The sequence below is a fragment of the Legionella longbeachae genome, from assembly GCF_004283175.1.
Lineage (GTDB): Bacteria > Pseudomonadota > Gammaproteobacteria > Legionellales > Legionellaceae > Legionella > Legionella longbeachae.
The window spans coordinates 288,353-313,112 of record NZ_RXNW01000002.1; the positions used below are offsets into that span (position 1 = coordinate 288,353).

Below are 24,760 nucleotides of genomic sequence, written 5' to 3' on the forward strand. Positions count from 1 at the left end.
TCATAGGTATTTTGATAATGTGGATATAATCATGTTTATTTTGCCTCTGATTATTACAACAGCGCCTAAAATAAATAAGATATCTGTATATGAGACAATAATTATAAAACATCCTTATTTTTGATGAACATACTTCCCAGGGGCATCAGGCAAAGAGGGGGCTATGTTTGGGGGCGGGACACGTTTTTGCGAACTGTTATGCACTAGCCAATCATGCCAGGCCTCCCACCAGGAACCCTCTCTTTTTTCTGCTTTACTCAACCACTTTTGGGGACCAATATAGGGCATATTCTTTTTGTTTTCATGAATCAAGTAAAAACGTCCAGGATGATTAGGCTCACTAACAATTCCTGCATTGTGACCTCCATTTGTTAGTACAAACGTAATATCTGTATGCACCATCAAATGAATTTTATACACCGATTCCCACGGCGCAATATGATCTTTTTCAGGGCTTACTGCAAAAATAGGCAAATGAATATTACTAGGCGCTACAATTTCATCTTCTACACGAAAATGCCCCTCTGCAAATTCATTATGAAGGAATAGCTTGTCGAGGTATTCTGTATGCATTTTATAGGGCATCCGGGTTGCATCAGCATTCCAGGCAAGAAGATCAATCATACCTCGTTTTGTTCCTGTCATATAATCATCAATCATTTTTGACCAAATCAGATCGTAAGTGCGTAACATCTGAAAAGAACCTGCCATGTGTTTGGGGTCTAGATAGCCTTTTTCCCACATCATATTTTTGAGAAAATTTATTTCGCTCTCGTTAATAAACAGCATAAGCTCACCGGCTTTCGTAAAATCTCCTTGTGCTGCCAGTAGAGAAAGGGTTTTAAGGCGATTATCATGATTTCTTGCCATGGCAGCAGCGACAATCATCGCGAGTGTTCCACCAAGGCAATATCCCATCAAATGGATTTTTGCTTTAGGTAAAATATCATTTACAACATCAATTGCTGCCATTGCACCCTGACGATAGTAATCATCGATCCCTAAGTTCCGGTCATTTTCATCTGGATTACGCCAAGAAATAATAAAAACGGTATGCCCTTGTTCAACAAGCCATTTAACTAATGAGTTTTTTGAAGATAAGTCTAAAATATAATATTTCATTATCCACGCGGGTACTATTAAAATCGGCTCTTTAAAAACAGTGTTAGTTTTTGGTTTATATTGAATCAATTCAATCAAGTGATTTGTGAATACCACTTTGCCCGCGGTAATCGCAACATTTTTCCCTGGTTTGAATTTTTCAGCACCAGGTGGTGGTAAACCCGCTAATCGCCTCAAAAAGTGATCAAATGCGATTTGGGTACCACGAATCAAATTTACACCACCTGAGCGAATTGTTTCATTAAAAAGATCTGGATTTGTCATGACAAAATTTGAAGGGGATAAAGCATCAAGTAATTGGCGGATATAAAAAGAAACATTACGTTCTGAACGATGAGATAGTCCAGGTACTTTGGTTGTAGCATGATGCCACCAATCTTCAATATGGAGAAAAATTTCAGCATAGAAACGCCAGGGCAACAATTGCCAATTTTCCTTATGAAACCGAACATCTTTTCCTTGTGCGGGTAGCCTGTCATAAATTAAATGAGTTAAAAATTCAGGGGTATGCATCATAGGATAAAAATTCAGTGCCAAGAGATGTCCTGGTGATTGAGCTAATTGCAAAAGCCAACCACAATGAGAAGTTCCTATTACAGCCGGACTCATCCCCATGGTAACCTTACCTAAATTTGCCTGATATAATTTATTAATGTAATAAAAAAAATCATCAATTTTATTCATATATGTAGAGTAATTGTCGGTATCAATTGTATTTGTTTGGAAAACAGGTTGCTTTTGGGTTGATGTATTCTTTTTTACAAGACCTTTTCTAGCCATTTGGTTCCATCCTTTGAAGAGTGATTACCGATTTAAATAGTTTATTGATATAAATTATAGTGTTATTTTTAAAGTTCTGTATGCACTACCTATGGCGCTGGTATAATTGAGTGATCAAGGCAATCTCTTGTAAATAATTATTGGTATTGGTTTTTTGGGGTTTGTTTGGTGGCGGGAAAATGACGGTTATATAATCTTTTCGTTAGGATTGTAAAACTTTATACTTAGTTTTACTGTTGCTATTATTTTATTATGGGTAATTTCTCTATTTTATAGAGAAAATCTAAAAGGTGTTGATCCATGAAATTATCTAAAAAATTGAGTTTTATGCTGGCTTATTTGCTAGTACTACTGCCTTTTATTGGTTTTTATTACGGTAATTTTTATACATTTCTTCCTTTTTTTGTATTATTTACTGTGGTTCCGATCATTGATTACTGGTTCATTGATCCAAACAATCCAAGCACCAGTGAAGAACAAAAATTGCAACAAGAGCGCTATTTCAAACTACTTACGTGGTTTTATGTTCCCTTGCAATGCTGCGTTTTGCTGTTTTCGGTTTACCTTGTTGTTCATTATTCTTTAAGTTTGATTGAGCTGATTGGATTTAGTGTGTCAATAGGTCTTTTGACCGGAGGCGTAGGAATCACTCTTGCTCATGAACTTATGCATAAAAACACTACAATTGATCAAACTCTAAGTAAAGTTTTATTAGTAACTGTGGGCTATGGCCATTTTTTTATAGAACATGTTCGAGGTCATCATGTTCATGTCGCTACGCCTAAAGATCCAGCAACTTCACGATTGGGTGAAAGTTTATATCAATTTTTACCACGGACACTTGTTGGTTCTTTTCAATCCTCTTGGTTAATTGAACGTAAGCGTTTAGAACGTTTAGGATATTCAAGTTATCATTTAAAAAATCAATTTTGGTGGATAATAAGTGCTCCGATTATTTTGGCGCTGGCTATTTATAGTTATGGTGGATGGAGCGCTCTTTTTTTCTTTGTTCTTCAAGCGGTGACTGCTGTTTTACTGCTTGAGATAATTAATTATATTGAGCACTATGGGTTGGAGCGTAAGAAACTAGCGAATGGGTATTACGAGAAAGTTTCTCCACAACATTCATGGAATGCGAATCATTGGTTAAGTAATATGCTTCTTTTTCATTTGCAAAGGCATTCTGATCACCATACGCATGGTGCACGCCCTTATCAAATATTAAGACATATTGATTCAAGCCCGCAATTGCCTTCCGGGTATTTAGGAATGATGATTCTCGCTCTTTTCCCACCCTTATGGCGACGGGTTATGGATAAACGGGTGATCGCCAAACGAGCTGAGCCGATCGCAAATAATGCTTCGTGAATTAATTTTATTCATTGCATGACAGGGTTAAAGCTATTTTTTAGCAAGGTGAAACCCCATCTTTAGAGCCATCACTGTCTTCATCTGCGGGGATTTTAGATGATTGGGTTCCTTCTTTATAAATTGCTTTGTTTTTCTCCAGGGAGCTATTTTCAGTTGCTTCTGTTTGAAGTACTTTAGTGGGCACGGGTGTCTTTTCTTGCTTTAATTTTAATGGATTAGAATCTTTGTCGCCTTTGCTCATCTCATGGATGTTAGAAGCATTTTCGATCTCCTTTTTTAATGTATTATGTACATTTTCGCCTTCGGGAGTGAGAGATTGAGCAATAATATATTCAGAACTATGCCTTACGTTGGTTTTAATATCTTGAGCTTGATGTAAAGAGTTTTTTGCATTAGCCTGTGATTTTTGGGCTTGATAATTTTTAATTCGATTGACTACAAGTGAGCTGACAAGTGTGGTGACCGTGATAGCACTCGCCGCCAACATCAAAGTTGCTCCTATGGGGGCTGCTGGTGTTAACATTAAGATTGCACCAACTACGGCAAGTATACCTGCGCTAACATATATCCCTTTTCTTGCGAGCTCCCACCGACTGGTTCGTTTTTCTTGAAGTTCTAACAGTTTAGAGCTCTTGTTAGTAAAAACAATACTTTTATTGTCTAACTCTTTAATTACAGACTCTAAATGATTTGTTGTTTTTTGGAGTTCCTCTTTCAGGCTCTCTATTTTTTTGGGGTCAAAGGTTAAGGGCGGCTGATTGAGCTCATGCATGAGTTTCTTTTTGAGCTTTGAAATCTTATTGATAGCCTCATCAAGGGTATTTTCTAAATCATTAAGTTGTTGCTCTAATTGATGTACTTCTTTTTCTAATACTTTTCTTTCACGCCATTCATGAAAATAATTAAATGCGGTTCTACCTAAACCTATAGTAGTAATCGCCAATACAAAAGCGCCAACTCCTATAGGCCCTCCTACTGCAGCAATGGCTAATGATCCAAGCACAATTGTGGCAATAGAAAGCCCCATAAGTATTACCTCATTAGGTTTGGGTTTTCGCTTTTCTAATGCACATAAAAGTGGAATAGTGGTAAATCCAAGTATACCGGTTACCAGGGCACCAATTCCACCTCCATGGATCAATAACTTAGATGCCTCTTCAGGAATGCGAATAATGGTATGGGCATTATCAGCAATTTCACCGAAAAGTTTGGTAATTTCATTGCCTTGACTTGCGAGTTCCATAATTTGCGCCATTATTTCGACGTTTTTAGCACGATCAATTTCTTGTTTCTCACTATCGCGGAGATGTTTTTGAAGGCGAATTGTATCTAGCTCAGAAAAATAAGCTTGTATTAGACATTTAATTTTTTTTGACTTTAAAGCGTTTTCTATTGATTCTATAGTTTGTTGATCAATGATTAATTGTGTTTGTAGATTTTTGGTAATTGCAGACATTCTTCTCTCTTAATCACAGCTTATTATTAAAAGTTTAGAATAAAAAAGTGATCTTCGGGTATGAATATTGAAGAATGGTGGTTTTTGCAAGTTCATCATAAGCACCTAAAGGATGAGCTTCCCTCTCATACTCTTTCATTATCAAATCATATAAATTAATAAACACATCGGTTGGTGTGAAAGCCGCCATCATTTTGGAAGTGAAAACACTCATAATTTACCCTCCTAATTACTATCGTTTGCTGATGACTATGCTTTCTTGAGGAGTTACTTTGAAAAAACCACTAGGATCTGTTGACATTTCACCAGCCCCTAAAGCAATTTTTAAGAAAACATAATTTTTGGTGCAGTGGCTATGCCACATTTAGGCGATACTTCACTTTATTTCAGTTGAGGTGCTCGCAGTTCTATTTGAATACTTCACAGTAAATTATTCCCATCGGAGTTTTGTAATTTTAAAAAAGGAATTTGCCCAATTAAACTAATCACAGCGATACAGATAAAAGTTATGTGAAAGGAGGTTATAGAAAAAGCACCAAATGAGTCATTGAATAAATGCATGCTCCAGGCAGCGATAGAAATTCCCAGCGATACGAATAATTGTTGCGTTGTACTGTTTAAACTGGTTGCCGCAGCATATTTTTCGTTTTTAATGTCTGAAAAACATAATACATTAAGTAATAATAGAATAATGGCAGAAAAAAAGCCTAATGCAATCATTACCGACCATGCAAACACATTCGCTTGTTCAATGAAGCATAACAGCATGGTAGCAACACATGTTCCAAAGTTAGACCAAAGTAGTGTTCTTTTAAATCCAAATTTTTTTAGGTATCGAGCAATAAAAATTCGACTAAACAAATAACCAATGGCCATAGAGGAAATTAATAAGCCACTTTCAGTGGGTGACATGGCTAACGCAAGCTGTAAATACAGTACAATGATAAATGCTCGTGCGCCTAGAGTAATGCGGCTTAATGCATTGCTAAAAAAACACAGCCTGTAAGTTCTAATTTTAAACAACTTAAAATGGATTATCTGATATGTTGATTTACGCTCGATAAACAGATAAATAACAAAACTAATTATGATAAGCATTAAGATTAACAACTGATTGATGCTGCTGGTGATTTCCGAAGTAGTATCTAACCAATAAGCTGTAATTGCCAAAAATAATGCTAGTGGAATAAAAGAAAGCCAATTAAAGGGTTCAGTTGATTGGGTGTAATTATCAACAAAACGTAAGGTCGCAAACAACATCAAAAGTGCGAAGGGAATATTGACATAAAAAATAAAGCGCCAACTTAAATGACTGACTAATACCCCGCCAATATAAGGAGCTAATAAAGGCCCCAATAATAAAGGCATGGAAATGAACATATAAACTTTGACTAATTCCTGTTTGGAAAATACCCGTAACATCAATAACCGGCCCACAGGAACTAATAAAGCTCCTGCAACGCCCTGTAGAGCGCGGAAGCAAGTGAGTTGGAGTAAAGAAGTTGCCCAGCCACACAGGAAAGAGAATAAGCCAAAAGAAAAAATTGCTATCATCAAAATGATTTTAGTACCAAATCTATCTGCTAAATAGCCGCTAATGGGAATAAAAACAGACAAACTAATTAAATAACTCGTAATAGGGAGTTTTAAACTCAGGGATGGGATCCCTAAAGATTGTGCCATAGCTGGAATAGCTACGTTTAAAATATTGGTATCAATACTTTCCATCATCATCATGGTCCCAATAATAATGACAGCAAATAATTGTTTGGTAGAATAGTTTGATAATTGCAACATATTTATAAACTCTCAATCGTACTTTAAAGGTGACAGTTAGTTTTGGACATTTCTGAATAGATACGGTTTTTAACTGCCCTGGGTTTCTGTTACTCCGTGTATGGTTAATGAAATCCCCTGAAATTGGTTGTGTTTGAGCTCTACCTGAATACCAAACACTTTTTCAAATAATTGAGGATCGAGATCAGGTTGGATTGGGCTCTGATGGATAAGCTTACCTTGATTAATAATTATCAAGTAATCTGCAAATTGAATGACTTGTGGGATGTCATGCAATACAACCACAATGGTTTTGCTCAAATCCTTTTTTAATTTTTGCAACAGCAATAAAGTTTCGATTTGGTGCCGTATGTCTAAAAATGCCGTAGGTTCATCTAATAACAAAACATCACTATTTTGAGCAAGCGCCATAGCTATCCAAGCACGCTTTTGTTGTCCTCCGGATAATTGAGACAAACAATGATTCGTTTTATCTTCCAAGTTCACTTGTTTGATAGCCCAATGGATTTGTTCTTGGTCGGCCTTATTGAAACCAAACCATGCCTGATGGCTAAAACGCCCAAAACTGACTAACTCTTTAACAGTCATTGAACCCGGAGCCTCTGGATTTTGCATTAAAAAAGACATTTTTCGCGCCCATTGTTTGCGGTTATAAAAATGAATAGGTAGTTCATTAATGCATATTTTGCCGCTCCGTGGTTTCATCAAACCGGACAGTGTTTTCAAAAGTGTAGATTTTCCAGAACCATTGGGCCCAATAATTGCGGTCACTTGATTGGCAGGAATTGTCAGGCTTAAGTTTTTAATAATATGATGATGATCTAAAAAAACATTAAGATCTGTTGCATTAATTTCACCCATAATAGTTCCTGTGCATTGTTTTTAATAGATAGAGAAAAAAGGGTGTCCCTATAAAAATTAGGACTATTCCTATGGGAATTTCCAAAGGATAGAAAACGACACGACTGATTAAATCTGCTCCCAGGACTAAACAACAACCGATCAATATAGAACCATATAAGTTAGAACGGTGACTATGCCCAAAAAGAATTCGAGACATATTAGGGGCAATGAATCCGATGAAGCCTAAACTGCCGCAAGTGCTTATGGCACTTGCTGACATGTACAACGCTAACCCAATAAAAAAAATTTGCCAAAATCTCAATGGCAATCCGATGGATCGGGAAATATCATCAGGAAGGATGATGACATCCAGGTAGGAGGCACAGAATAAACAGAGAGTGATACAAATAAGAACGGAGTAAGACATGAAACTGAGCTGTTGCCAATTGGCCTGGTACAAAGTCCCATTTAAAAAATGCAGCAGAGTGTGAATGTTTTCCTTAGATTCAATCACTAAAAATTGGCTTAACGCTTTAAATAAAATACTTAGGGCAATGCCAATAATAATTAAACGAGTGTTATCAATTTGGCCATTGTTTGTACTTAGGAGGGTGGTTAATCCAAAACCTAAGAGGGCTCCCACTAAGGCATAGCCTAATAAACCTTGCTGAGTATCAAAGACATGAGAAAAAAATAGAATGGCAAAAATTGCAGTAGCATTGACTCCTAAAATATCTGGAGATGCTACTGGATTTTTGTGTAGCGCTTGAAAAATACTGCCTGCTAAAGCAAATAATATCCCAGTGTAGATACTGGTGATTAGGCGTGGGATTCTTATGTCAAAGAGGATGAAATAATCACTTTTATCCAAGTGGTTCATTTGCCATAATTCATGGAATGAGAATGTTGTTTTACCAAAGAGAAGCGTTGCAATTGATAAAGTAATGACTAGAGCAACTAATAGGGCGATTTTAAAAAGCATTTAGTGCAATCTCCTTGCACGTATGATTAATAAGGGTACCCCCAATATAGCGATAAATAAATTGAGTGGTGCCTCCCAATCTGGATAGAGGACGCGCATACACAGATCACTGGCTAACAGCAATATACTCCCTACACACGCAGTGACTAAAGCAAAATGATATGGCTTATTCGTTGAAATAAATAGTTTACTGCAGTGCAGGGCTAGAAGTGGAAAAAACAATAACGGTCCAACAATTAAAACCGAGCCTGTGCTTAGGATCAAAATAATCCCTAAAAACAAACACAATATTTTATTTACGTGTACGCCTATATTTTTAGCAACATCCGTACCTAAAGATAAAAGATAACCTTGCTTCATAAAAACTATGGCTAACACACTTGTTAATAAAAGAACCGAACCAAAAGTTTCTAATAATGTCCAATTACTGTTCGCTAATGATCCATTCAAACTTACTAATAATGAGTCCGCATATTGGGGGGCAAGCATAAGTAATAATTGACAGAGCGCATAACAGAACAAATTGATAGCTTGTCCTATGAGTATTAATTTCAACGGAGAAAATCCCAGTTTGAACGATATGAAAAAAGTCACTAACCCTGCACCTGTTCCTGCAAGAATACCACTTATGAATAGACCCTTCATCATCATGGATTGCGTCAATACAACGCTGGAAACGACACCAACAAAAACACCTTGATTAATACCAAGTAAACTAGGGCAACCTAGTTCATTACCTGAAATGTAAAATAAGAGTACCCCTGTTAACGCCAGAGCAGCCCCGACGATTACAGCACAAGCAGTACGAGGAAGGCGTATGTTTTCTAAAAGGATCGATTCGATACTCATATCTTTATGGTGTATGTAATTGATGACTTTGCTTATAGAAATGGGGATAGTTCCAACGCTTAAAGAAAAGAATACCAAAGCTAGTAAAATCATACTCAAAATAGCATAAGTGATAAATAGCTTCATATTCTAATCATCTCGAAATGAAAAATACTGTAAATTGTTTGCTAATTGGTTCTGACTTAATACACAGATTTGTTGTTTTGCTAACCATTCCTTATCATAAATTTGATGGAGGTAGTTGACACCACTGTCTGGGATGATGCATACGGCTTTATCCGCATAATCTTGTAATAAATAGCTCATTGCGGCAAAAAGGACTAAACCACCGGAGCCGCCCAGCAGCATTCCAGCATGTTTTGCTATTAAATGACACATTGAAATTGCATCTTGATCGCTCACATGACACACATTATTAAAAACATCTAAATCGACATTCGCGCTTCTCCAGGACAACCCGACACCATTTAATAAATAAGGTTTAAAAGGTTTACCAAATATTGCTGAGCCGATAACGTCGCAAGCAATTACCTTAATCTCGGGTTTATGATATTTAATGTACCGAGCAATGCCTGTCATATGTCCGCCGGTACTTACTGCTCCAAAAATGCTACTCATCCCAAGATCCAGTATTTCTTTAGCTGTTTGGGAATAATGAAAGTTTGGATTAGCCTGGTTGTCGTATTGATTGGGCCAATAAGCATGGTTATAGTGTTTTAGCAACTCCCGTACTTTTTGAATTCTTGTTTTTTGATATCCTCCTGCGTCGTCGGTTTCTGTCACAATTACCACTTCAGCCCCATAGGCTTCGCACCAATTTTTAAATGTTTGAGGGACTTTGGGATCAACGACTAAGATGACTTTAAAGTTCATAACCGCACCAAGCATGGCCAATGATTTACCTAAATTACCCGAGGTAGACTCAATGACTGTCCCGCCAGGTTTTAATTTACCTGATGACAAAGCATGTTGGATTAAACCTAACGCAGTCCTATCCTTAATGCTAAAAGTTGGGTTAAAAGATTCCAATTTTAACAAGAGTTGTTTTCTACTCGATAAAAGGGGGTGAGTGAGTTCTATGACCGGCGTGTTACCGATTAATTGATCTATTCGTTGTAATTTATTTCTCATAATCTCTATCTACTGTAGTAAAGTCAAAGGGACGTTAATTTGTGGAATACAATTAATGGTTATTTCATGTCGTGTTGATTTGCTATCGAACAATTTGCCGCTTTGTCCTGCTTTAATGATTAATTGGTTATCTATTTCCGAATTGTCTTTATAGAAATAAACTTTAATGTAGGGATTTTTATAACTGGTCAAAATACAAGGAATGTATTTCAGACCTAATTTTTGTGCAATTTGATGACGATGATGACCATCCATAATAACTTTAGTGTTTTTATCAACCAATAATGGATGAGTCCAACACTGCATGGATGTAATTTGTTTCAACCAATAACTAAAATTATTTGGGCAAAATTTTTCATGGGGTTTGAGTACCTCTATGGGTAATAAACGCACAGTTAATAAATCGCCAATAAAATCGATGCGTTTACTGTTCATAAAATTTCTCCATTTCGGTTAAACCAGGAAAAGATGTTGAGTATTCTTCCAAGACTTAAAATGTTACGACACACTGCTTTCCCGAGTTATGGTTTGAAATGCCTTCATCATAAATGATAATGATTATCATTTGCAATATTAATTTTGCTGATCTAGAATGCAATTTCTTTGAAATGACGAATGTGAGAAATGATGTTTCAAATAAAACAATATTGGCAATCAATCTGTCTTTCTTTCATTGTAATGCTATGCAATTTTGTTCATGCTAACACTCGAGCTGAAGTGACGCAGTCTGTAACTCCTAAGCGCATTGTCGTCTTGGAATTTAGTTTGCTGGATGATTTAAATCAGCTCGGTTTAAAACCAGTGGGTGTTGGGACTAGTGGATTTTTATATGAGGGTGCTGATCCTGATTATTTAGAATCGATTATAGCGAAAACTCCTAGTGTTGGTGCACGCGAAGCACCTAATCTTGAAGCTATAGCCTCTTTAAAACCTGATTTAATCATTGGGGATATTGATTTTAATCAAGCCATTCACGAGCAATTGGAAAAAATCGCACCTACGATTTTGTTAAAAGGGATTTTTGGTTTGCCGGAACAACAGATTGAAAATCTTAAAATCATCGCTGAGAAAACCAATACAATGCCTCATGTTCCTTCAATTGTAGCAAACTACCAAAAACAATTTTCAGTTGCACAAAAACTTGCTAAAAAGGGAGGGGACTCAAATGTACTTATCGGATTTCCTACAGCCAACAACAGTTTCAATGCCCTTGCTCATAATTCAATTACCAGCCAGATTCTCGACGAATTTGGAAAACATAACATGATCACTGAAAATACTTCGAGTCAATTGTATGAACTCTCAGTGGAGGGCTTACTCAGGAAAAATCCTGATCAAATCGTTATCCTGCTTACAGGCAATGATCGCAGTGCTTTTGTTAATTTCCAGAAAAATCCTTTATGGCAGCATCTTACTGCAGTTAAAAATCATAAAGTATATTTCGCGGATCGTAACATATGGGGAAAGTCACACGGACTTGAAGCCTTAACATTAATGTATCAAGAAGGAATTCAAACGGGGTTTTTAGGCAATATTCCTACTAAAGAGAACATTGCCCATAAATAATTGATATTGGAGATGCACATGAAAAAAATAGCAGTATTAGGTTGCGGTCATGGTGGTCAAGCGCTGGCAGGGCACTTAAGTCTCATGGGGCATGAAGTATCTTTGTATGCCCATCCACAACATCCAGGCGCTTTTCATGCCATTTATCAGCAAAAAGGCATTTATTTAACGGGTGAAATTGATGGCTTTGCACCAATCCATGCGATGCATACTGACTTAAAACCCTGTATTGAACGTGCAGAAGTCATTCTTATGGCCTTACCTGCTTTTGCATGCGAGCAGTTGATGCCTGATTTATTACCCTATCTTAGTGCGGGTCAAATCATTGTAAATTTAGCAGGATATTTTTCTTCTATTTTTGCTCATCAATTGATACTCAATAGTCCTTACGAAAAAGAGATTAGGTTAGCTGAGCTTACATCTTTCCCTTACGCGTGTAGAGCAAATAATGAAGGTAGCGTACACATCGTCGCAACCAAGCAATTTGTGGGTGTTGCAAGCGTACCTAAAAATCAGATTCATGAAATAATCAATGAATTATCTGATGTAATACCGTGCCGGTTGCATGCCAAATCGAGTGTACTCGAAGTGGGTCTTTATAATACAAGCGGTATTGGTCATACCCCGGCAATTTTGTTTAATGCAGCGAGAATTGGCAATCAAGATATGTTTTACTTTTATAATCAGGGGATTTCAGAAGAAACAGCCCAGGTATTGATGCGTTTGGATCAGGAGCGTTTGTTAATAGGCAGTAAATTGGGATATGTCATCCCTCCTCATTATGAGGTCTTAAATAGGTATTATGGACATCAATTTACATCCATTTATGATTATTTTAAAAATTCACCCATTCATAATTCCCTTTCATTTTTTCCTGCGTCTACAAAAACCAGATATGTCCAGGAAGATGTGCCCTTTATATTAGTGCCTTGGTATACCTTAGGTGAAAGTTTAGGCGTTGATGTTCGTGGTATCAAAACGATTATTGATGCAATGTCACTCCTGCATAATACGGATTATCTGGCAATGGGTAGAAAATTTAATACTGGGATCATCGCAGCTTATCAATAGTGACTATCCCATATACGTGGAACGCGTTTTTACGGGATAGTCATATACTCGATTAAGCCTTTTTTATACATTTAGGGTTTAAAATCAAGTGCTATTTTTTGGTTGCTGATGTCAAATTTATCTAATACCTTTTTTACTGTCCCCAAAGGGAAAATTTGAGCATGGGCAAGTATCTCAGGAAAACTAACCGGTTTTCCTTCTAATACATCAGAAACAAACCCACTCGGGCCAAAAAATTTGACTCTCATGCTGTTTTCTTGTGCTTGTGCAAGTTCTTTCCGGAATAACTCCATACTAAATTCTGGTTTCTTTCCCGGGACCTCTATCTCCTCTTGTTTTTGGCGCAGTAATGTTACATGTTCAGTGGACGTCACTAAATTTTGAGTTATGCTAAAATAGCCATTCCTATCCGCACTAAATGCACTTCCGAATTGATTAGGAAGACTTTTTAAACCATCCCATAATAATCCTTCTATGATGGTTTCTTCTGGTAGATTTTCAATAAAACTATAAATTGCAAATTTATGATTTTCACTTACAGTGATAAGTCCGATAACCAATGGGGACGAGTGATAATCATCCTCTTTCTGCATTGCCAGTAAAAATGTCCTTGATTCCAAATTATAATTTATTGATGGGAATGTATCTGTAATATTTCTGAACTTTCTGATTGTAATCTTAATACTGTCTTGCTCTTCATTATACGACAAGTTTTTAGCACTTGTGTAATAACCATCTGGAAAATCAACCTCAAAATTGACTGCTGTATTACGTCCATGACAATGGGTTTTTGTAGCAACTCCTGTATTAAGGAAGTCAGGAGGAATATAAATATAGACTCTGCTGCGACCATTCCTGAGATCTCTTGCTATTTCATTAGGGTTCGATACGGAGTATCCTGCATCTTTATCCCTATTGGTTGAGTCTTTTGCGTTATTAAAAAACCGACTATACTCTTCCGGACGCAATTTTTCATTACTAGCTATGGATTGATCATATAATGCTTTTTTATCAGGATCGGACAGAACCATATAAGCTTCATTAACTTTTTTAAATGCCTCAGTCCATTTCTCTTTTTCTGTTTGATGCTTATCTGGATGGACTTCTCTTGATTTATTTTTATAGGCTTGTTTTAAATATTGGCTGTCATTTGCCTTAGCTTTGTCATCAATACCAAGAATTTTATAATAATCTTTGTTTAAATATTCTTTAATCGTTTCTTCATTCGCAGCCATTTTTAAACTCCAATTTATTGATATATACCTTTATCTTATAATTGGATAGTTAATAATTTATTAGCTTAACCTTACTATTTGAGCATAGGCCCAACATTAATTGCATGGACAAAAATTACTTATTCGTGGGTTTCAGGTTTTTTTCGCAGTACTTTTAGTTGACCATGTTTGGATTTATTATCTAAAATCCTTTGTTGCGCGCGCCTTGTTCGTCTTTTCTTTTGGCGCTTTAATTTTTCTATTTTCTGTTGTTTTTGAGTTTTTTCAAGACTCAAAATCGCATTTAATTTTTCACAAAGACGAACTCTTGCAAAATATCGATTATCTTCACGGCTTCTCGATTCCTGGCACTTTATTTCCAAGCCAGATGGCTCATGTTTTAAATAAACAGTTGAGGCAGTTTTATGCAGCTTCTGCCCCCCTTTGCCACTGCCCAAAATAAATTTTTCAATGAGATCTGCTTCGTTGATGCTCAATTTCATCATCAATTCGGTTAACCTATCCCATTTATCTTTATTAATCATAGTGATTAACTATTTATTCGCTTTTAAAGTCATCTGAGTTAGTTAAAAATTTATCTTCATGATCAATTACAAAAGCGGCAAAAATTCGAATGATTCGATCATCTATTTTTTCAGGATAGTGCACAGTGACACCCCAATTATTGTCATGAAAATTTCGATTGAATTCGGCAATTGGGTGTGGGTTACTTGTGGATGGTAAAATTACAAACCTGTCAAAGTTTGGATTGGCGTAGGCAAAGCCGATTGTAGTAGCTTTTCCTGATTCATCATATTCATAAATAGTGAATTTTGCTGATTCGAGTGTCGCTAAGTTTCCGTCTATGAATCCAATTTGTACTCCACGCGTGTCATAAACATCAATTTCTTTAGCCCAATTATATAATGAGCCTAAAGAAATAATTCGTGTAATTCCAGTAGCTTGCCACCCATCTTTACTGGATAAATCATAGTTTGTGCGGATACGAAAAGCGCTCTTTTTTACTGAGCCAGGATAAGTTTCCTTTTGAATGGATTTAATCTGATAAATTTCAGAAAGCTTATAAATATGTTTTGTTACGATAAAATCATAAGGATGATCTTCGTGAACGCCATAACTGTTTGCTGTTGCATAGGAAAGTGCAAATAGGAAGAACAAACATGATGTCAATAACTTACGCATTTATAGCCCCTTTAGTTTAAATAATGTTTAGAGATTCAATTTAATTACCAAAGAAAAATATATTAGAAGCATATATTTTTCACTTATTTCGTGAAAAGTGTGCTGAATGGTAAATCAAATTGATTCATTAATAAATTATTTTCAATGGGATGATTTCTACTGAATAAACTTTATTTTGATTTATCCTAAATTGCAAAAAACGCTGTCTTGACAATTTATTGAGTTCATCTTTCAATTGTTCTAAAATGAACCATTTTCTATAGGAATAATATTCTATGTCTCTTGAGTCTTCACTTCAAAAGGGTATTGCGGATTTTAGTTTAATTCTTGGCAAAGGTTTAATTTATGGTGGGGGTGCTGGTCTATTAATCATGGCCGTTGTAGGAACCATAGCTATTGATCTTGTATTACTCGCATATGCAGAAAAACATCATAATGATTTTATGACAGGGTGGATTTTAGGAACTATGTTTTGGGGGCCGAGAGTTGATCCACTACCACTTCTTATTGTTTCTCCTATCACTTCATTAATTGCTGTAGGTTTATCTTTGGCTTTAGGTGTACCTCAAGTCGGTGTCGCATTATTGGCTGGATGGGCTTTGGCTTCTACTGTTTTTGCTATAGGGTGTGTTTTAGTTTCTTTATCGGAGTCCCTTAATCTTGAACCTGAACATGATAGGGTTAGTCTTCTTGCCTGTACTTGATTTATTAGGCATTTCATAAGGTATAACAAATGAGATGACGAAGTTGGAGCATCAATGTTGCAGCCGCCAAAATAGTCCATAGGATGAATGTCGCTAAGTTAGTATGGTCAAATCTATTGTACCATGTCACACTTAGAATTAATCAATCGGGGGTTTGGGATATTTACCTATGTATTTACTTTTTGATTTTGATGGAACGATAGTAAATAGTTATGACTGTGTTATTGAAACAACTAACTTGTTGGCTGAACAATTTAATTTAAGAAAGATTGAGAAACATGAAATTGAACACCTTCGAGATCTTACATTTCTAGAAGTAAAAAGTTTTTTGGGTGTTCCTTTTTATAAAATACCTTCGCTAATACGAGAAATTAGGAGGCTTTTATTCGATCAAATGATAAATATACAACCAGTTACTAATATTTCCCCAGTATTAGAGACTTTTTATAACTCTGGATGTTGTCTTGGTATCTTGACTTCCAATTCAATTGAAAATGTTCGTGTTTGGTTGGAAATGAATCAAATTCTACATTTTTTTAGTTTTATCCATGACGAATCAACCCATTTTTCGAAACGTTCTTTACTGAAAAAGACATTAAAAAAATATAAAATTGATAAAAATAAAGTTTTTTACATAGGGGATGAAGCTCGAGATATTGAGGCTGCAAAAAGAAATAATATCCAATCAATTGCAGTGACTTGGGGCTATAATTCTGAGAGAATTTTATTACAGTATCAACCTACTTATCTTGTGAAACAACCCGAAGATCTACTCAGTATATGCCTCCAAAATCCAGAGACATATGATTAGAAAATTTGTTTTGTTTGGGTTAGTTTACAATTAAGGCCGATCATTTCTCTATAATAAAAGTAATTATTATTACTTTGCCAAATGTTACGAAACCTTGCTTTCTTTTTAACTATCTCTACGATTTTTAAATAATGATTCAGAGATTTACAAAATAACATTTTTAGTGAAAAGGCATTATCATGCCTTTTCTATCGAGGTTATATTGCTTCATAATATGTGCCCATATCCCCCTAATGACAGGAGTTTGGCTGACCTGTCTTATCACAGATAGGTGTATGGTGCTCAAGACAAAATTGATGTGTGGTAATTTTACAAGGAGGGGTGGGCTCGCTTTGAAAAATGGTAGCTAAACATTCTCCCTGATTCTTAAAAACCAAAGCTGGGGCGCAATGTTTTGTTTGTGATAAAGGAGTGCAAATAAGTTTATCGAAATCCAGACAATATGGGTTATTGCCTTCCCAATCATCATATGGGATGCATGCACAGTACCTGTAGATATCAGGAAAACAACCATTTTCATCAGGGCCACAGAGAAAATAACGGTTGTTGCAATAACAAGGGATGGTAATCATAAAATACAGGATCACAAAGAGATTTATTTTTTTCATTGTTCTTATTCCTTTTAGTTGGACAGTTTAGTCGGACAGTTTGTTTCTGTTTTCAGGATTATGATTTAACGGTTATTTCCTTTTTCGTTAATCGATTATCCTTATTCTATGGGAGATGCAATATCATTTTTTTGGGGCAAAGTACTGGGTTAGACTTGAACTCCTGGTTTTTGCAGGACAATAAAATGAAGGCATCTCAATAAGACTTTGTATTTTTAACATAAAATCAAAATAATTGAAATTATTAATATGATTCAATGTATTACGCGTGAACTCAAGAAAAATAACCATAAGCCACATTACCTGTATGGTTCTAGGTCATTTTAATTTTTTAGGCGAAAGTTGCAATTTTATTGGTGTTTCATGTAAAACCCAATTGTCTCCAGGCTTCATATAAAATGACAGCAACCGCGTTTGAAAGATTTAAGCTGCGATTATGTTCACGCATTGGAATAAAGAGTGAGGTGAACTTTTGTACAATTTCTTTAGGTAATCCATTGGATTCTGGTCCGAATAAAAACATGTCTTCGGAGGCATATTGCACCTTTGAGTAACATTTTTCAGCGCTGGCACTGCACGCATAAATTTGTTTTTGCTGATGTTGTAGAATAAATGTATCCCAATTTTCATATTGTGATATGCAGGCCCATTCATGATAATCTAACCCTGCTCGCCGTAAGGCTTTTTCCTGTAATGAAAAACCTAGTGGATGTATTAAATGTAACTGTGCTCCGGTATTGGCACATAAGCGAATGATATTTCCCGTATTTGGGGGGATTTCAGGTTGGTAAAGGACAATATGAAACATAAATTATTTTCAATACAAAAATAGTAATGATATAACACTGTTTACACGTTGGAAAACCCTTGCTTAATGAGTTACAAACGAATAAAACGATTTGTTGCGATCAGATAAACCCACTGGTATATTGCAAAATGATGTAATTTTTCGAAATCCCTAATGTGTACAGTTCGCCCATGGATAAATCAACTTTATCATCAAAATCCATTATTTATTAAGATGATGACCTTATGACAACAATCACAATATCTAAACTGCGATTCATCATTGTGCGAGGCCTGGCAAAATTTAATCCTTTTTTTCTTGTGCTTTTTCTGATAGGAATTTTTCTACAAGGGTGTTTCTCTTCGCAACAGAATCAACCATTGCCACAAGTGCCTAATAAATGGCCTCAACAAAACACGCAAGTAAAAATGGATGATCGTATCGATTTGCCAGATATGGCATGGTGGCGACAATTAAATAACCTTGAATTAAATCAAATGATTCAATTGGCACTTCGTAACAATAATAATGTTCACATTGCCGCGGCCAATCTTCAATATGCACAGGCACAACTAAAGCAAGTCAAATTAAATTGGATCCCAGGAATGAGCATCCTGTCTGGTTATAGCCAAATGCCCAATTTAGGGGATCCGGGGGCATTTGTGGCTTTATTTCCACAATATGTTCTCAATATTGTTCAACAAATTAAGCAACAAGAAAGTGCCAAATATCAAGTCGAAGCAAGTTCTCATGCTCAAGATGGCATACGGTTGGTCCTTATAGGTCAAGTATCTGCCAGTTATTTTACTCTTCTTGCACAGCGTGAAGCACAAAAAATATATCAACATTTATTAGATGATGAAAGTAAATTGATTTCATTATATCAAAGCCAATACCGTGCAGGTCTCATTTCGAAAGATAAAATCGATACATTGACAAGTGAAATGAAACAAACACAATCACAATACGTTATTACACAGCACAATATTGTTGTAAGTCAAAACACGTTACATTATTTATTAAATCAAAATCCAGGTTCTTTGCCTTTTAACGTTTCATTTAATCAATTGAAAGATTTGAAAATAATCCCCGGGAATTTACCAGCAACAGTTCTTCGAAATCGTCCTGATGTGCGTGAAGCAGAAGCAAAACTAAAAGCTGCAAATGTAGATATAGGAGTTGCTTGGGCAAATTTATTACCTTCTGTCAGACTTGATTCACTATTAGGGTTCAGTCAAATCTCAAACGGTGCTTTTGCCTTAAATGAAGCCTATATGAATACACCAGCGATTAATCCGCCAGTATTTGGCCTCATTCAAGCAAGTCAAGCACGATCGCAAGCAATTTATTATGCATATCTTGATACGGTAAAGAAGGCCTTGCAAGAAGTTGATAATGCTCTATCTGCTTATACGGCATATAGCGAACAGTTACTCAAAAATCAATCTGGGTTTTGGGATGAAAAGAAACGTTGTGCTTTGGTTGACTCTCGTTACAATCGTGGCATTGTCAGTTTATCTGAGGTAGTGTCTTGTCAGATTAAGTTAGATTATTTCAAATTGATCATTAATCAAAATAAATTGGAAAAAATGCTAACGCTCGTTGTATTATTTCAGGATTTGGGTGGTGGCTATCATGGGGTTTGATTCGCAAAAACTACTCCGTTCGATGCGCTTATCTTTGGCCTATTTGATTATATTTTGGATAACTACGTATTTAGTTATTCCAGAGCCTGGCTGGTGTTATGTAACAGCATTATCTGTACTATTTGAATATTCTACTGTGGGTGGAGTACTCACCAAGAGCTTTTTACGTATCACGGCAACGCTTTCAGCAGTTGTTTACAGTATCGTCATTGTCTATTTTTTCGCAAATATTGCAATTCTAAATCTTATTGCCTTAATTGGGGGTATATTTATCTACGCATACTTTTTTATGGGAAGTAAATTTCAGTATGGGGGCTTTTTAGGAAATTTAACCCTGGTGATGATGCTTATTAATTACAATAATCTTGATGTAGTAGTATTGCGGCCATTTAATATCATTATTGGGCTTATTATCGCGTTAAGTCTTATGCGGTATTTCTATCCACAATACGCGCGCGATCTTGTCATCAAAACCCAAGCAGATATGCTTCTTCAGCTTATAAATATCTTGAATGATTTTCTAAATAAATCAAAATCAGTGCAAGCAATAAAAGATAATTTCCTTGTGCATGAAAATAAGTTTCTTACAGATCTCACGAATTTTAATCGTTTCAATGATGAAGCTCGATTTGAAACTCGAAAAGCCCCTTCATTTACCAGTAAGAATATGAGCGCTCTTGGTTATACAAAACGTATTTATCACTTAGTGAGTGTGCTGGTTTTCCATTTAGCAAATGAGGAGCTACGATCGCATGCTATTATCGATGATAATATTACGCAAGTACGGGATTACTTAAGCATTTTGCGTGTAAGGCTTCTTAATGTCGCTCTTACTGCACCACCTCAATTAGCGCCCTTAGTGCTTAATAAAATACAAAAGGATTCATTAAAAGAAGAAGATCCAGAGGTATTTCTCGATATTATGTTTGTCGAACTGGGGAAGGAATTATGGGAATTAAACAAGATAATCGATGATGTTCTTTTAATTCGCTCAAATAAATATTGCTTAACATAGGGATGACTCATGTTATCTAAGATTTCATTTAGAATATCTAAAATCAGAACTAATTTTCCAATTAAAACAGTTATTTGTGTTTTCATCGTTGTGTTAATTTTTTATTTTGTCTATTATTTTCCCTTCACAAACAATGCTTTTGTGGCGGCTAACATTCGTCCTGTTGCTGCAAATGTGTCAGGTTATATCACTGATATCTATGTAAAAAATGAAGAGTATGTTAAGGTTGGTCAGCCATTATTTACAGTATTTAAAAAACCTTACGAATTAGCTTATCAAAATTATAAAGCCAAAGTCGCTAGCGCAAAAGCACGATTAATTTCTTTACAAAAACAAGTTGAAATAACGCAACATAGTGTACAAGCACAACGTGATGTCTATAAAAAAGTTGCATTTGAATTCCAACATTATCAATTAGCTCTTAGAGACAGTGCTGTTCCTAAAGTTACCGTACATAATTTGCTGCAAGAAAAAAATACAGCTTGGAATACTCTAAAAGCATTAGAAAAGACGCTCGAAAAAGATAAACAAGATGTTATTGTTCAGCAAATGAACATTAAATCTTTAATCGCGCATATGCATAACGCTAAAGTGGATTTAGATGAAACGACCGTATATGCAAAAAATAATGGTATTGTACAAAATATGTTTGTTGCCTTAGGCACACCTGTTGAAATACGAAAGCCACTATTTTCTTTCATTGATACAGATCACATGTTTATTCAAGCTAATTTTAATGAAACTGATTTACGAAATGTTAAAGCAGGCAATAAAGTTACAATTTACCCACGGATTTATTTTTGGAAAAAAACCTATCATGGCGTCATTATTTCTAAGAATTGGGCTGCGAGTCGTCAAGTAACCGATCCACGAAGCCAAGAGCAAATAGTAACAAATAGCGAAAATAATTGGTTTTTATTACCGCAACGTTTTCCAGTTCAGATTCTAATAACTGATTATGAGCCCGAAAAATATCCGCTAAGTGTTGGATCGAGCGCGTATGTTTATATTCATAGTTAAAGCAGTCTATTTGATGTTGTGTTGTCAATATGCTTTGTAATCAAGTAAACCAGGTTATGGGTTTCTGAAATTTCCCTTAGTATACGTTTTAAAATTGTTATACTAGTACAATCAATCGAGCATATTTTATTGAATTAGGAGCGCTTCATAATGGGATATATAGAAAATCGTACGTTCGATGAACTTAAAATTGGAGATTTCGCCAGTTTAAAACGAACACTTACTGAAAAGGATATTGAGCTGTTTTCAATTATGTCAGGTGATGTTAATCCTGCTCATGTGGATGCTGAATATGCGAAAGATACTCAATTTCATAAAATTATTGCCCAAGGGATGTGGGGGGCATCGCTTATATCCACAGTGTTGGGAACCGAATTACCTGGCCCAGGAACCATTTATTTGGATCAAACACTTAAATTTACTGCACCGGTAGTTCCTGGAGACACAGTGACGATTACTGTGACTGTATTGGAAAAAATAGCTGAAAATCATCGTATCAATTTGGACTGTAAATGTATTAATCAGCAGGGGGAAACAGTCATCGCCGGGATTGCAACAGTAATTGCACCAACTCAAAAAGTGAAAAGAGAATGTGTTGAATTGCCTAAGGTGGTTTTTCAAAAACCCAAGGACTCATGGTATAAGCAACTGATTAAAATGAAAAAAAGTTATGCGCCGCTTAAAACAGCTGTGGTGCACCCAGTGGATGCGCTTTCACTTCAAGGCGCAATTGATGCTGCAGAAGAGCATTTAATAGTACCCATACTTATTGGTCCAGTCGATAAAATCCAAAGTGCGGCGAAAGAAGCTAATATTAATCTTTCTTCTTATGAAATAGTACCCACAAAACACAGTCATGAAGCGGCGGAAGTTGCTGTTAAAATGATTAAGGAAGGCAAAGCAGAAGCGATTATGAAAGGAAAAATTCATACTGATGAATTGATGACCCCTATAGTGGATAAAGAAAAAGGCCTACGTACGGGGCGACGAATGAGCCATGTGTTTTCTTTGGAAACACCGAATTATTTTAAACCTTTGTTTCTTACTGATGCTGCTATAAACATCCAACCTAATTTACAAACAAAAAAGGATATAGTGCAAAATGCGATTGATTTATTTCGCAGGTTAGGTCTGGGACAGCCTAAGGTAGCAATTCTATCGGCGGTAGAGACAGTCAATGAGAAAATTCCATCCACTTTGGACGCCACCGCATTATGTAAAATGGCGGAGCGAGGCCAAATCACGGGAGGAATTGTGGATGGGCCGCTTGCATTTGACAATGCAATTTCGATTGAATCTGCTCGAGAAAAAGGAATTTATTCTCAGGTTGCAGGTAATGCAGATATTCTTGTTGTCCCCGACCTGGAGGCGGGCAATATGCTGTATAAACAAATGACTTTTTTGTCGGGTATTGAAGCAGCAGGAATTGTAATTGGCGCACGAGTTCCTATCATCTTGACGAGTCGCAGCAGTGATGGGAGTTCTCGTAAAGCATCTTGTGCGATGGCTTTGATCTATGCACGAAATCAGGATTTTATCAATGAATAAGCTTATTCTGGTAATTAATTCGGGTTCCTCAAGCATTAAATTTTCGCTTTTTGCTTGTGATAAGCAGTGTTTGAATTTGTATTACCATGGCCAAATTCAAGATCTTTATGAGTCACCTCAAATTAATATTTTTAATGCAAGCCAAGTACTGGTACTCAATCAAGCGATTACTACACAAGGACACGAAGCAGGTTTAAAGTTACTTTTTAACTGGTTGAATGATTTATCTGATTCCATTACGCTCGCAGCAGTAGGGCACCGAGTCGTGCATGGAGGAACATTTTTTTCCAATCCTACGTTGATTACTGATGATGTAATGCAAAAAATTGCAAGTTTAATGCCATTGGCTCCTTTACATCAGCCCCATAATTTGGAAGCGATTCAAATCATTAATCAGTTATATCCAAGCTTAGCGCAGATTTCCTGTTTCGATACTACTTTTCATCGGACTCAAAAGAGGTTAGCAACTCTTTTTGCGCTACCAAAATCATTAAGCGATGAAGGAATCTTACGCTATGGATTTCATGGATTATCTTATGAATACATAGCCTCGGTAATCACTGAGTATATTGGTGAAATTGGAAACAAACGTGTAATCACGGCTCATTTAGGTAATGGTGCAAGCATGTGCGCTATGTACCAAAGAAAAAGTGTAGCTACGTCAATGGGATTTACCGCGTTGGATGGATTAATGATGGGAACCCGATGTGGACGTATTGATCCTGGGGTGCTTTTATATTTATTAGAACAAAAAAATTATTCGACGGAACAAGTAACCCAGTTGCTCTACAATGAGTCAGGTTTATTAGGTGTATCAGGATTGAGCAATAATGTACGCGAATTATTAAAACATCTTGATGACAAACGAGTATTAGAGGCTATTGATTTATTTTGTTATCGTGCAGCTCTTGAAATAGGCTCATTATTAATGGCTCTTGGTGGTTGTGATGCGCTTGTATTTACCGCCGGGATTGGTGAACATGCTCCATTGATACGGAAAAAAATCGGTGCGTATTTAAGTTGGTTAGGAATTAAAATTAATGATGAAGCGAATACCCGCAATGCAACAATTATTAATGAAAGCGACAGTACTGTTTTAGTTGGGGTGATACCAACAAATGAAGAATTGATGATTGCCCAGCATGTAAGATCTTTTTTGAATATTTAAAAATGATGCTAGAAACTTTTAAAAAATTTAAAAGAAAACTGCATATTGTTCATTTTTGTGCTAAATTA

24 protein-coding genes are annotated in these 24,760 nt (G+C 36.1%); 10 read left to right on the top strand and 14 right to left on the bottom strand.

Going from position 1 to position 24,760, the window contains the following annotated elements; all coding sequences use genetic code 11:
• Positions 1-114: 114 nt before the first annotated feature.
• Entirely contained in the window at positions 115-1,902 is a 1,788-nt protein-coding gene (locus EKG34_RS03305; RefSeq protein ID WP_003636007.1) for a PHA/PHB synthase family protein, read from the bottom strand.
• A 300-nt stretch (positions 1,903-2,202) separates the two neighbouring features.
• Between EKG34_RS03305 and EKG34_RS03310 the strand changes: the two genes are divergently transcribed.
• Complete coding sequence (locus tag EKG34_RS03310; protein WP_003636008.1) at positions 2,203-3,270, top strand: alkane 1-monooxygenase; 1,068 nt, start codon at positions 2,203-2,205, stop codon at positions 3,268-3,270.
• A 40-nt stretch (positions 3,271-3,310) separates the two neighbouring features.
• Here the strand turns inward: EKG34_RS03310 and EKG34_RS03315 are convergent, their stop codons facing one another.
• The 8 genes from EKG34_RS03315 to EKG34_RS03350 form a co-directional block, all read right to left on the bottom strand.
• Entirely contained in the window at positions 3,311-4,729 is a 1,419-nt protein-coding gene (locus EKG34_RS03315) for an AAA family ATPase (RefSeq protein WP_003636010.1), read from the bottom strand.
• A 34-nt stretch (positions 4,730-4,763) separates the two neighbouring features.
• The gene (locus EKG34_RS03320) at positions 4,764-4,943 is read right to left on the bottom strand and encodes a hypothetical protein (RefSeq protein ID WP_003636012.1); all 180 of its coding nucleotides are present in this window, start codon (positions 4,941-4,943) and stop codon (positions 4,764-4,766) included.
• Positions 4,944-5,149: 206 nt separating this feature from the next.
• Positions 5,150-6,526 carry an MFS transporter gene (locus EKG34_RS03325; protein WP_003636017.1) on the bottom strand — a complete coding sequence of 459 codons (1,377 nt, stop codon included), beginning with the start codon at positions 6,524-6,526 and terminating at the stop codon, positions 5,150-5,152.
• A gap of 69 nt (positions 6,527-6,595) precedes the next feature.
• Positions 6,596-7,387 carry an ABC transporter ATP-binding protein gene (locus EKG34_RS03330; RefSeq protein ID WP_003636018.1) on the bottom strand — a complete coding sequence of 264 codons (792 nt, stop codon included), beginning with the start codon at positions 7,385-7,387 and terminating at the stop codon, positions 6,596-6,598.
• Positions 7,380-8,351 carry a FecCD family ABC transporter permease gene (locus tag EKG34_RS03335; protein ID WP_003636021.1) on the bottom strand — a complete coding sequence of 324 codons (972 nt, stop codon included), beginning with the start codon at positions 8,349-8,351 and terminating at the stop codon, positions 7,380-7,382. The genes EKG34_RS03330 and EKG34_RS03335 overlap by 8 nt, the downstream gene beginning before the upstream one ends.
• Positions 8,352-9,326 (bottom strand): iron ABC transporter permease, encoded by a 975-nt coding sequence (locus EKG34_RS03340; protein ID WP_003636023.1) that lies wholly within the window; start codon positions 9,324-9,326, stop codon positions 8,352-8,354. It abuts the gene before it with no gap.
• A 3-nt stretch (positions 9,327-9,329) separates the two neighbouring features.
• On the bottom strand, positions 9,330-10,331 hold the full coding sequence (locus EKG34_RS03345; protein WP_003636024.1) for a cysteine synthase family protein: 1,002 nt from the start codon (positions 10,329-10,331) through the stop codon (positions 9,330-9,332).
• A 9-nt stretch (positions 10,332-10,340) separates the two neighbouring features.
• Positions 10,341-10,766 carry a ParB N-terminal domain-containing protein gene (locus EKG34_RS03350; protein WP_003636026.1) on the bottom strand — a complete coding sequence of 142 codons (426 nt, stop codon included), beginning with the start codon at positions 10,764-10,766 and terminating at the stop codon, positions 10,341-10,343.
• Between the two features lie 189 nt (positions 10,767-10,955).
• Between EKG34_RS03350 and EKG34_RS03355 the strand changes: the two genes are divergently transcribed.
• Together EKG34_RS03355 and EKG34_RS03360 are read left to right on the top strand one after the other, a co-directional pair.
• The gene (locus EKG34_RS03355) at positions 10,956-11,897 is read left to right on the top strand and encodes an ABC transporter substrate-binding protein (protein ID WP_003636030.1); all 942 of its coding nucleotides are present in this window, start codon (positions 10,956-10,958) and stop codon (positions 11,895-11,897) included.
• Between the two features lie 18 nt (positions 11,898-11,915).
• A complete protein-coding gene (locus EKG34_RS03360; protein ID WP_003636032.1) occupies positions 11,916-12,968 on the top strand; it encodes an NAD/NADP-dependent octopine/nopaline dehydrogenase family protein in 1,053 nt (350 codons plus the stop codon).
• A gap of 71 nt (positions 12,969-13,039) precedes the next feature.
• Here the strand turns inward: EKG34_RS03360 and EKG34_RS03365 are convergent, their stop codons facing one another.
• The 3 genes from EKG34_RS03365 to EKG34_RS03375 all read right to left on the bottom strand — a co-directional run bounded on the left by EKG34_RS03365 (position 13,040) and on the right by EKG34_RS03375 (position 15,385).
• Positions 13,040-14,203: a J domain-containing protein gene (locus EKG34_RS03365; RefSeq protein WP_003636034.1), complete on the bottom strand. Its 1,164-nt coding sequence runs from the start codon at positions 14,201-14,203 to the stop codon at positions 13,040-13,042.
• A gap of 119 nt (positions 14,204-14,322) precedes the next feature.
• Positions 14,323-14,727 carry a peptide chain release factor family protein gene (locus tag EKG34_RS03370; protein ID WP_003636036.1) on the bottom strand — a complete coding sequence of 135 codons (405 nt, stop codon included), beginning with the start codon at positions 14,725-14,727 and terminating at the stop codon, positions 14,323-14,325.
• 13 nt (positions 14,728-14,740) lie between these two features.
• Positions 14,741-15,385: a hypothetical protein gene (locus EKG34_RS03375; protein WP_003636039.1), complete on the bottom strand. Its 645-nt coding sequence runs from the start codon at positions 15,383-15,385 to the stop codon at positions 14,741-14,743.
• Positions 15,386-15,660: 275 nt separating this feature from the next.
• On the opposite strand from EKG34_RS03375, the gene EKG34_RS03380 reads away from it, so the two are divergent.
• Entirely contained in the window at positions 15,661-16,089 is a 429-nt protein-coding gene (locus tag EKG34_RS03380) for a hypothetical protein (RefSeq protein ID WP_003636041.1), read from the top strand.
• A gap of 169 nt (positions 16,090-16,258) precedes the next feature.
• Positions 16,259-16,900, top strand: coding sequence for an HAD hydrolase-like protein (locus EKG34_RS03385; protein WP_003636044.1), 642 nt, complete (start codon positions 16,259-16,261; stop codon positions 16,898-16,900).
• Positions 16,901-17,130: 230 nt separating this feature from the next.
• On the opposite strand, the gene EKG34_RS03390 is transcribed toward EKG34_RS03385, so the two are convergent.
• Positions 17,131-17,508 (bottom strand): hypothetical protein, encoded by a 378-nt coding sequence (locus EKG34_RS03390; protein ID WP_003636047.1) that lies wholly within the window; start codon positions 17,506-17,508, stop codon positions 17,131-17,133.
• 361 nt (positions 17,509-17,869) lie between these two features.
• The gene (locus EKG34_RS03395) at positions 17,870-18,316 is read right to left on the bottom strand and encodes a tRNA (cytidine(34)-2'-O)-methyltransferase (protein WP_003636051.1); all 447 of its coding nucleotides are present in this window, start codon (positions 18,314-18,316) and stop codon (positions 17,870-17,872) included.
• A gap of 224 nt (positions 18,317-18,540) precedes the next feature.
• Between EKG34_RS03395 and EKG34_RS03400 the strand changes: the two genes are divergently transcribed.
• The 5 genes from EKG34_RS03400 (at position 18,541) to EKG34_RS03420 (ending at position 24,692) form a co-directional block, all read left to right on the top strand.
• On the top strand, positions 18,541-19,941 hold the full coding sequence (locus tag EKG34_RS03400; protein WP_003636053.1) for a TolC family protein: 1,401 nt from the start codon (positions 18,541-18,543) through the stop codon (positions 19,939-19,941).
• The gene (locus EKG34_RS03405) at positions 19,931-20,956 is read left to right on the top strand and encodes an FUSC family protein (protein ID WP_003636055.1); all 1,026 of its coding nucleotides are present in this window, start codon (positions 19,931-19,933) and stop codon (positions 20,954-20,956) included. Before EKG34_RS03400 ends, EKG34_RS03405 begins: the two co-directional genes overlap by 11 nt.
• Before the next feature lie 9 nt (positions 20,957-20,965).
• Positions 20,966-21,976, top strand: coding sequence for an HlyD family secretion protein (locus EKG34_RS03410; protein ID WP_003636057.1), 1,011 nt, complete (start codon positions 20,966-20,968; stop codon positions 21,974-21,976).
• A 150-nt stretch (positions 21,977-22,126) separates the two neighbouring features.
• Positions 22,127-23,524: a bifunctional enoyl-CoA hydratase/phosphate acetyltransferase gene (locus EKG34_RS03415; protein WP_003636059.1), complete on the top strand. Its 1,398-nt coding sequence runs from the start codon at positions 22,127-22,129 to the stop codon at positions 23,522-23,524.
• Positions 23,517-24,692, top strand: coding sequence for an acetate/propionate family kinase (locus tag EKG34_RS03420; RefSeq protein ID WP_003636060.1), 1,176 nt, complete (start codon positions 23,517-23,519; stop codon positions 24,690-24,692). Before EKG34_RS03415 ends, EKG34_RS03420 begins: the two co-directional genes overlap by 8 nt.
• Positions 24,693-24,760 lie beyond the last annotated feature (68 nt).

Excerpts from the sequence above, each read along its gene's own strand:
- EKG34_RS03305 (WP_003636007.1), bottom strand. The coding sequence starts at position 1,902 with ATGGCTAGAAAAGGTCTTGTAAAAAAGAATACATCAACCCAAAAGCAA.
- EKG34_RS03310 (WP_003636008.1), top strand. The coding sequence starts at position 2,203 with ATGAAATTATCTAAAAAATTGAGTTTTATGCTGGCTTATTTGCTAGTA.
- EKG34_RS03315 (WP_003636010.1), bottom strand. The coding sequence starts at position 4,729 with ATGTCTGCAATTACCAAAAATCTACAAACACAATTAATCATTGATCAA.
- EKG34_RS03320 (WP_003636012.1), bottom strand. The coding sequence starts at position 4,943 with ATGAGTGTTTTCACTTCCAAAATGATGGCGGCTTTCACACCAACCGAT.
- EKG34_RS03325 (WP_003636017.1), bottom strand. The coding sequence starts at position 6,526 with ATGTTGCAATTATCAAACTATTCTACCAAACAATTATTTGCTGTCATT.
- EKG34_RS03330 (WP_003636018.1), bottom strand. The coding sequence starts at position 7,387 with ATGGGTGAAATTAATGCAACAGATCTTAATGTTTTTTTAGATCATCAT.
- EKG34_RS03335 (WP_003636021.1), bottom strand. The coding sequence starts at position 8,351 with ATGCTTTTTAAAATCGCCCTATTAGTTGCTCTAGTCATTACTTTATCA.
- EKG34_RS03340 (WP_003636023.1), bottom strand. The coding sequence starts at position 9,326 with ATGAAGCTATTTATCACTTATGCTATTTTGAGTATGATTTTACTAGCT.
- EKG34_RS03345 (WP_003636024.1), bottom strand. The coding sequence starts at position 10,331 with ATGAGAAATAAATTACAACGAATAGATCAATTAATCGGTAACACGCCG.
- EKG34_RS03350 (WP_003636026.1), bottom strand. The coding sequence starts at position 10,766 with ATGAACAGTAAACGCATCGATTTTATTGGCGATTTATTAACTGTGCGT.
- EKG34_RS03355 (WP_003636030.1), top strand. The coding sequence starts at position 10,956 with ATGATGTTTCAAATAAAACAATATTGGCAATCAATCTGTCTTTCTTTC.
- EKG34_RS03360 (WP_003636032.1), top strand. The coding sequence starts at position 11,916 with ATGAAAAAAATAGCAGTATTAGGTTGCGGTCATGGTGGTCAAGCGCTG.
- EKG34_RS03365 (WP_003636034.1), bottom strand. The coding sequence starts at position 14,203 with ATGGCTGCGAATGAAGAAACGATTAAAGAATATTTAAACAAAGATTAT.
- EKG34_RS03370 (WP_003636036.1), bottom strand. The coding sequence starts at position 14,727 with ATGATTAATAAAGATAAATGGGATAGGTTAACCGAATTGATGATGAAA.
- EKG34_RS03375 (WP_003636039.1), bottom strand. The coding sequence starts at position 15,385 with ATGCGTAAGTTATTGACATCATGTTTGTTCTTCCTATTTGCACTTTCC.
- EKG34_RS03380 (WP_003636041.1), top strand. The coding sequence starts at position 15,661 with ATGTCTCTTGAGTCTTCACTTCAAAAGGGTATTGCGGATTTTAGTTTA.
- EKG34_RS03385 (WP_003636044.1), top strand. The coding sequence starts at position 16,259 with ATGTATTTACTTTTTGATTTTGATGGAACGATAGTAAATAGTTATGAC.
- EKG34_RS03390 (WP_003636047.1), bottom strand. The coding sequence starts at position 17,508 with ATGAAAAAAATAAATCTCTTTGTGATCCTGTATTTTATGATTACCATC.
- EKG34_RS03395 (WP_003636051.1), bottom strand. The coding sequence starts at position 18,316 with ATGTTTCATATTGTCCTTTACCAACCTGAAATCCCCCCAAATACGGGA.
- EKG34_RS03400 (WP_003636053.1), top strand. The coding sequence starts at position 18,541 with ATGACAACAATCACAATATCTAAACTGCGATTCATCATTGTGCGAGGC.
- EKG34_RS03405 (WP_003636055.1), top strand. The coding sequence starts at position 19,931 with ATGGGGTTTGATTCGCAAAAACTACTCCGTTCGATGCGCTTATCTTTG.
- EKG34_RS03410 (WP_003636057.1), top strand. The coding sequence starts at position 20,966 with ATGTTATCTAAGATTTCATTTAGAATATCTAAAATCAGAACTAATTTT.
- EKG34_RS03415 (WP_003636059.1), top strand. The coding sequence starts at position 22,127 with ATGGGATATATAGAAAATCGTACGTTCGATGAACTTAAAATTGGAGAT.
- EKG34_RS03420 (WP_003636060.1), top strand. The coding sequence starts at position 23,517 with ATGAATAAGCTTATTCTGGTAATTAATTCGGGTTCCTCAAGCATTAAA.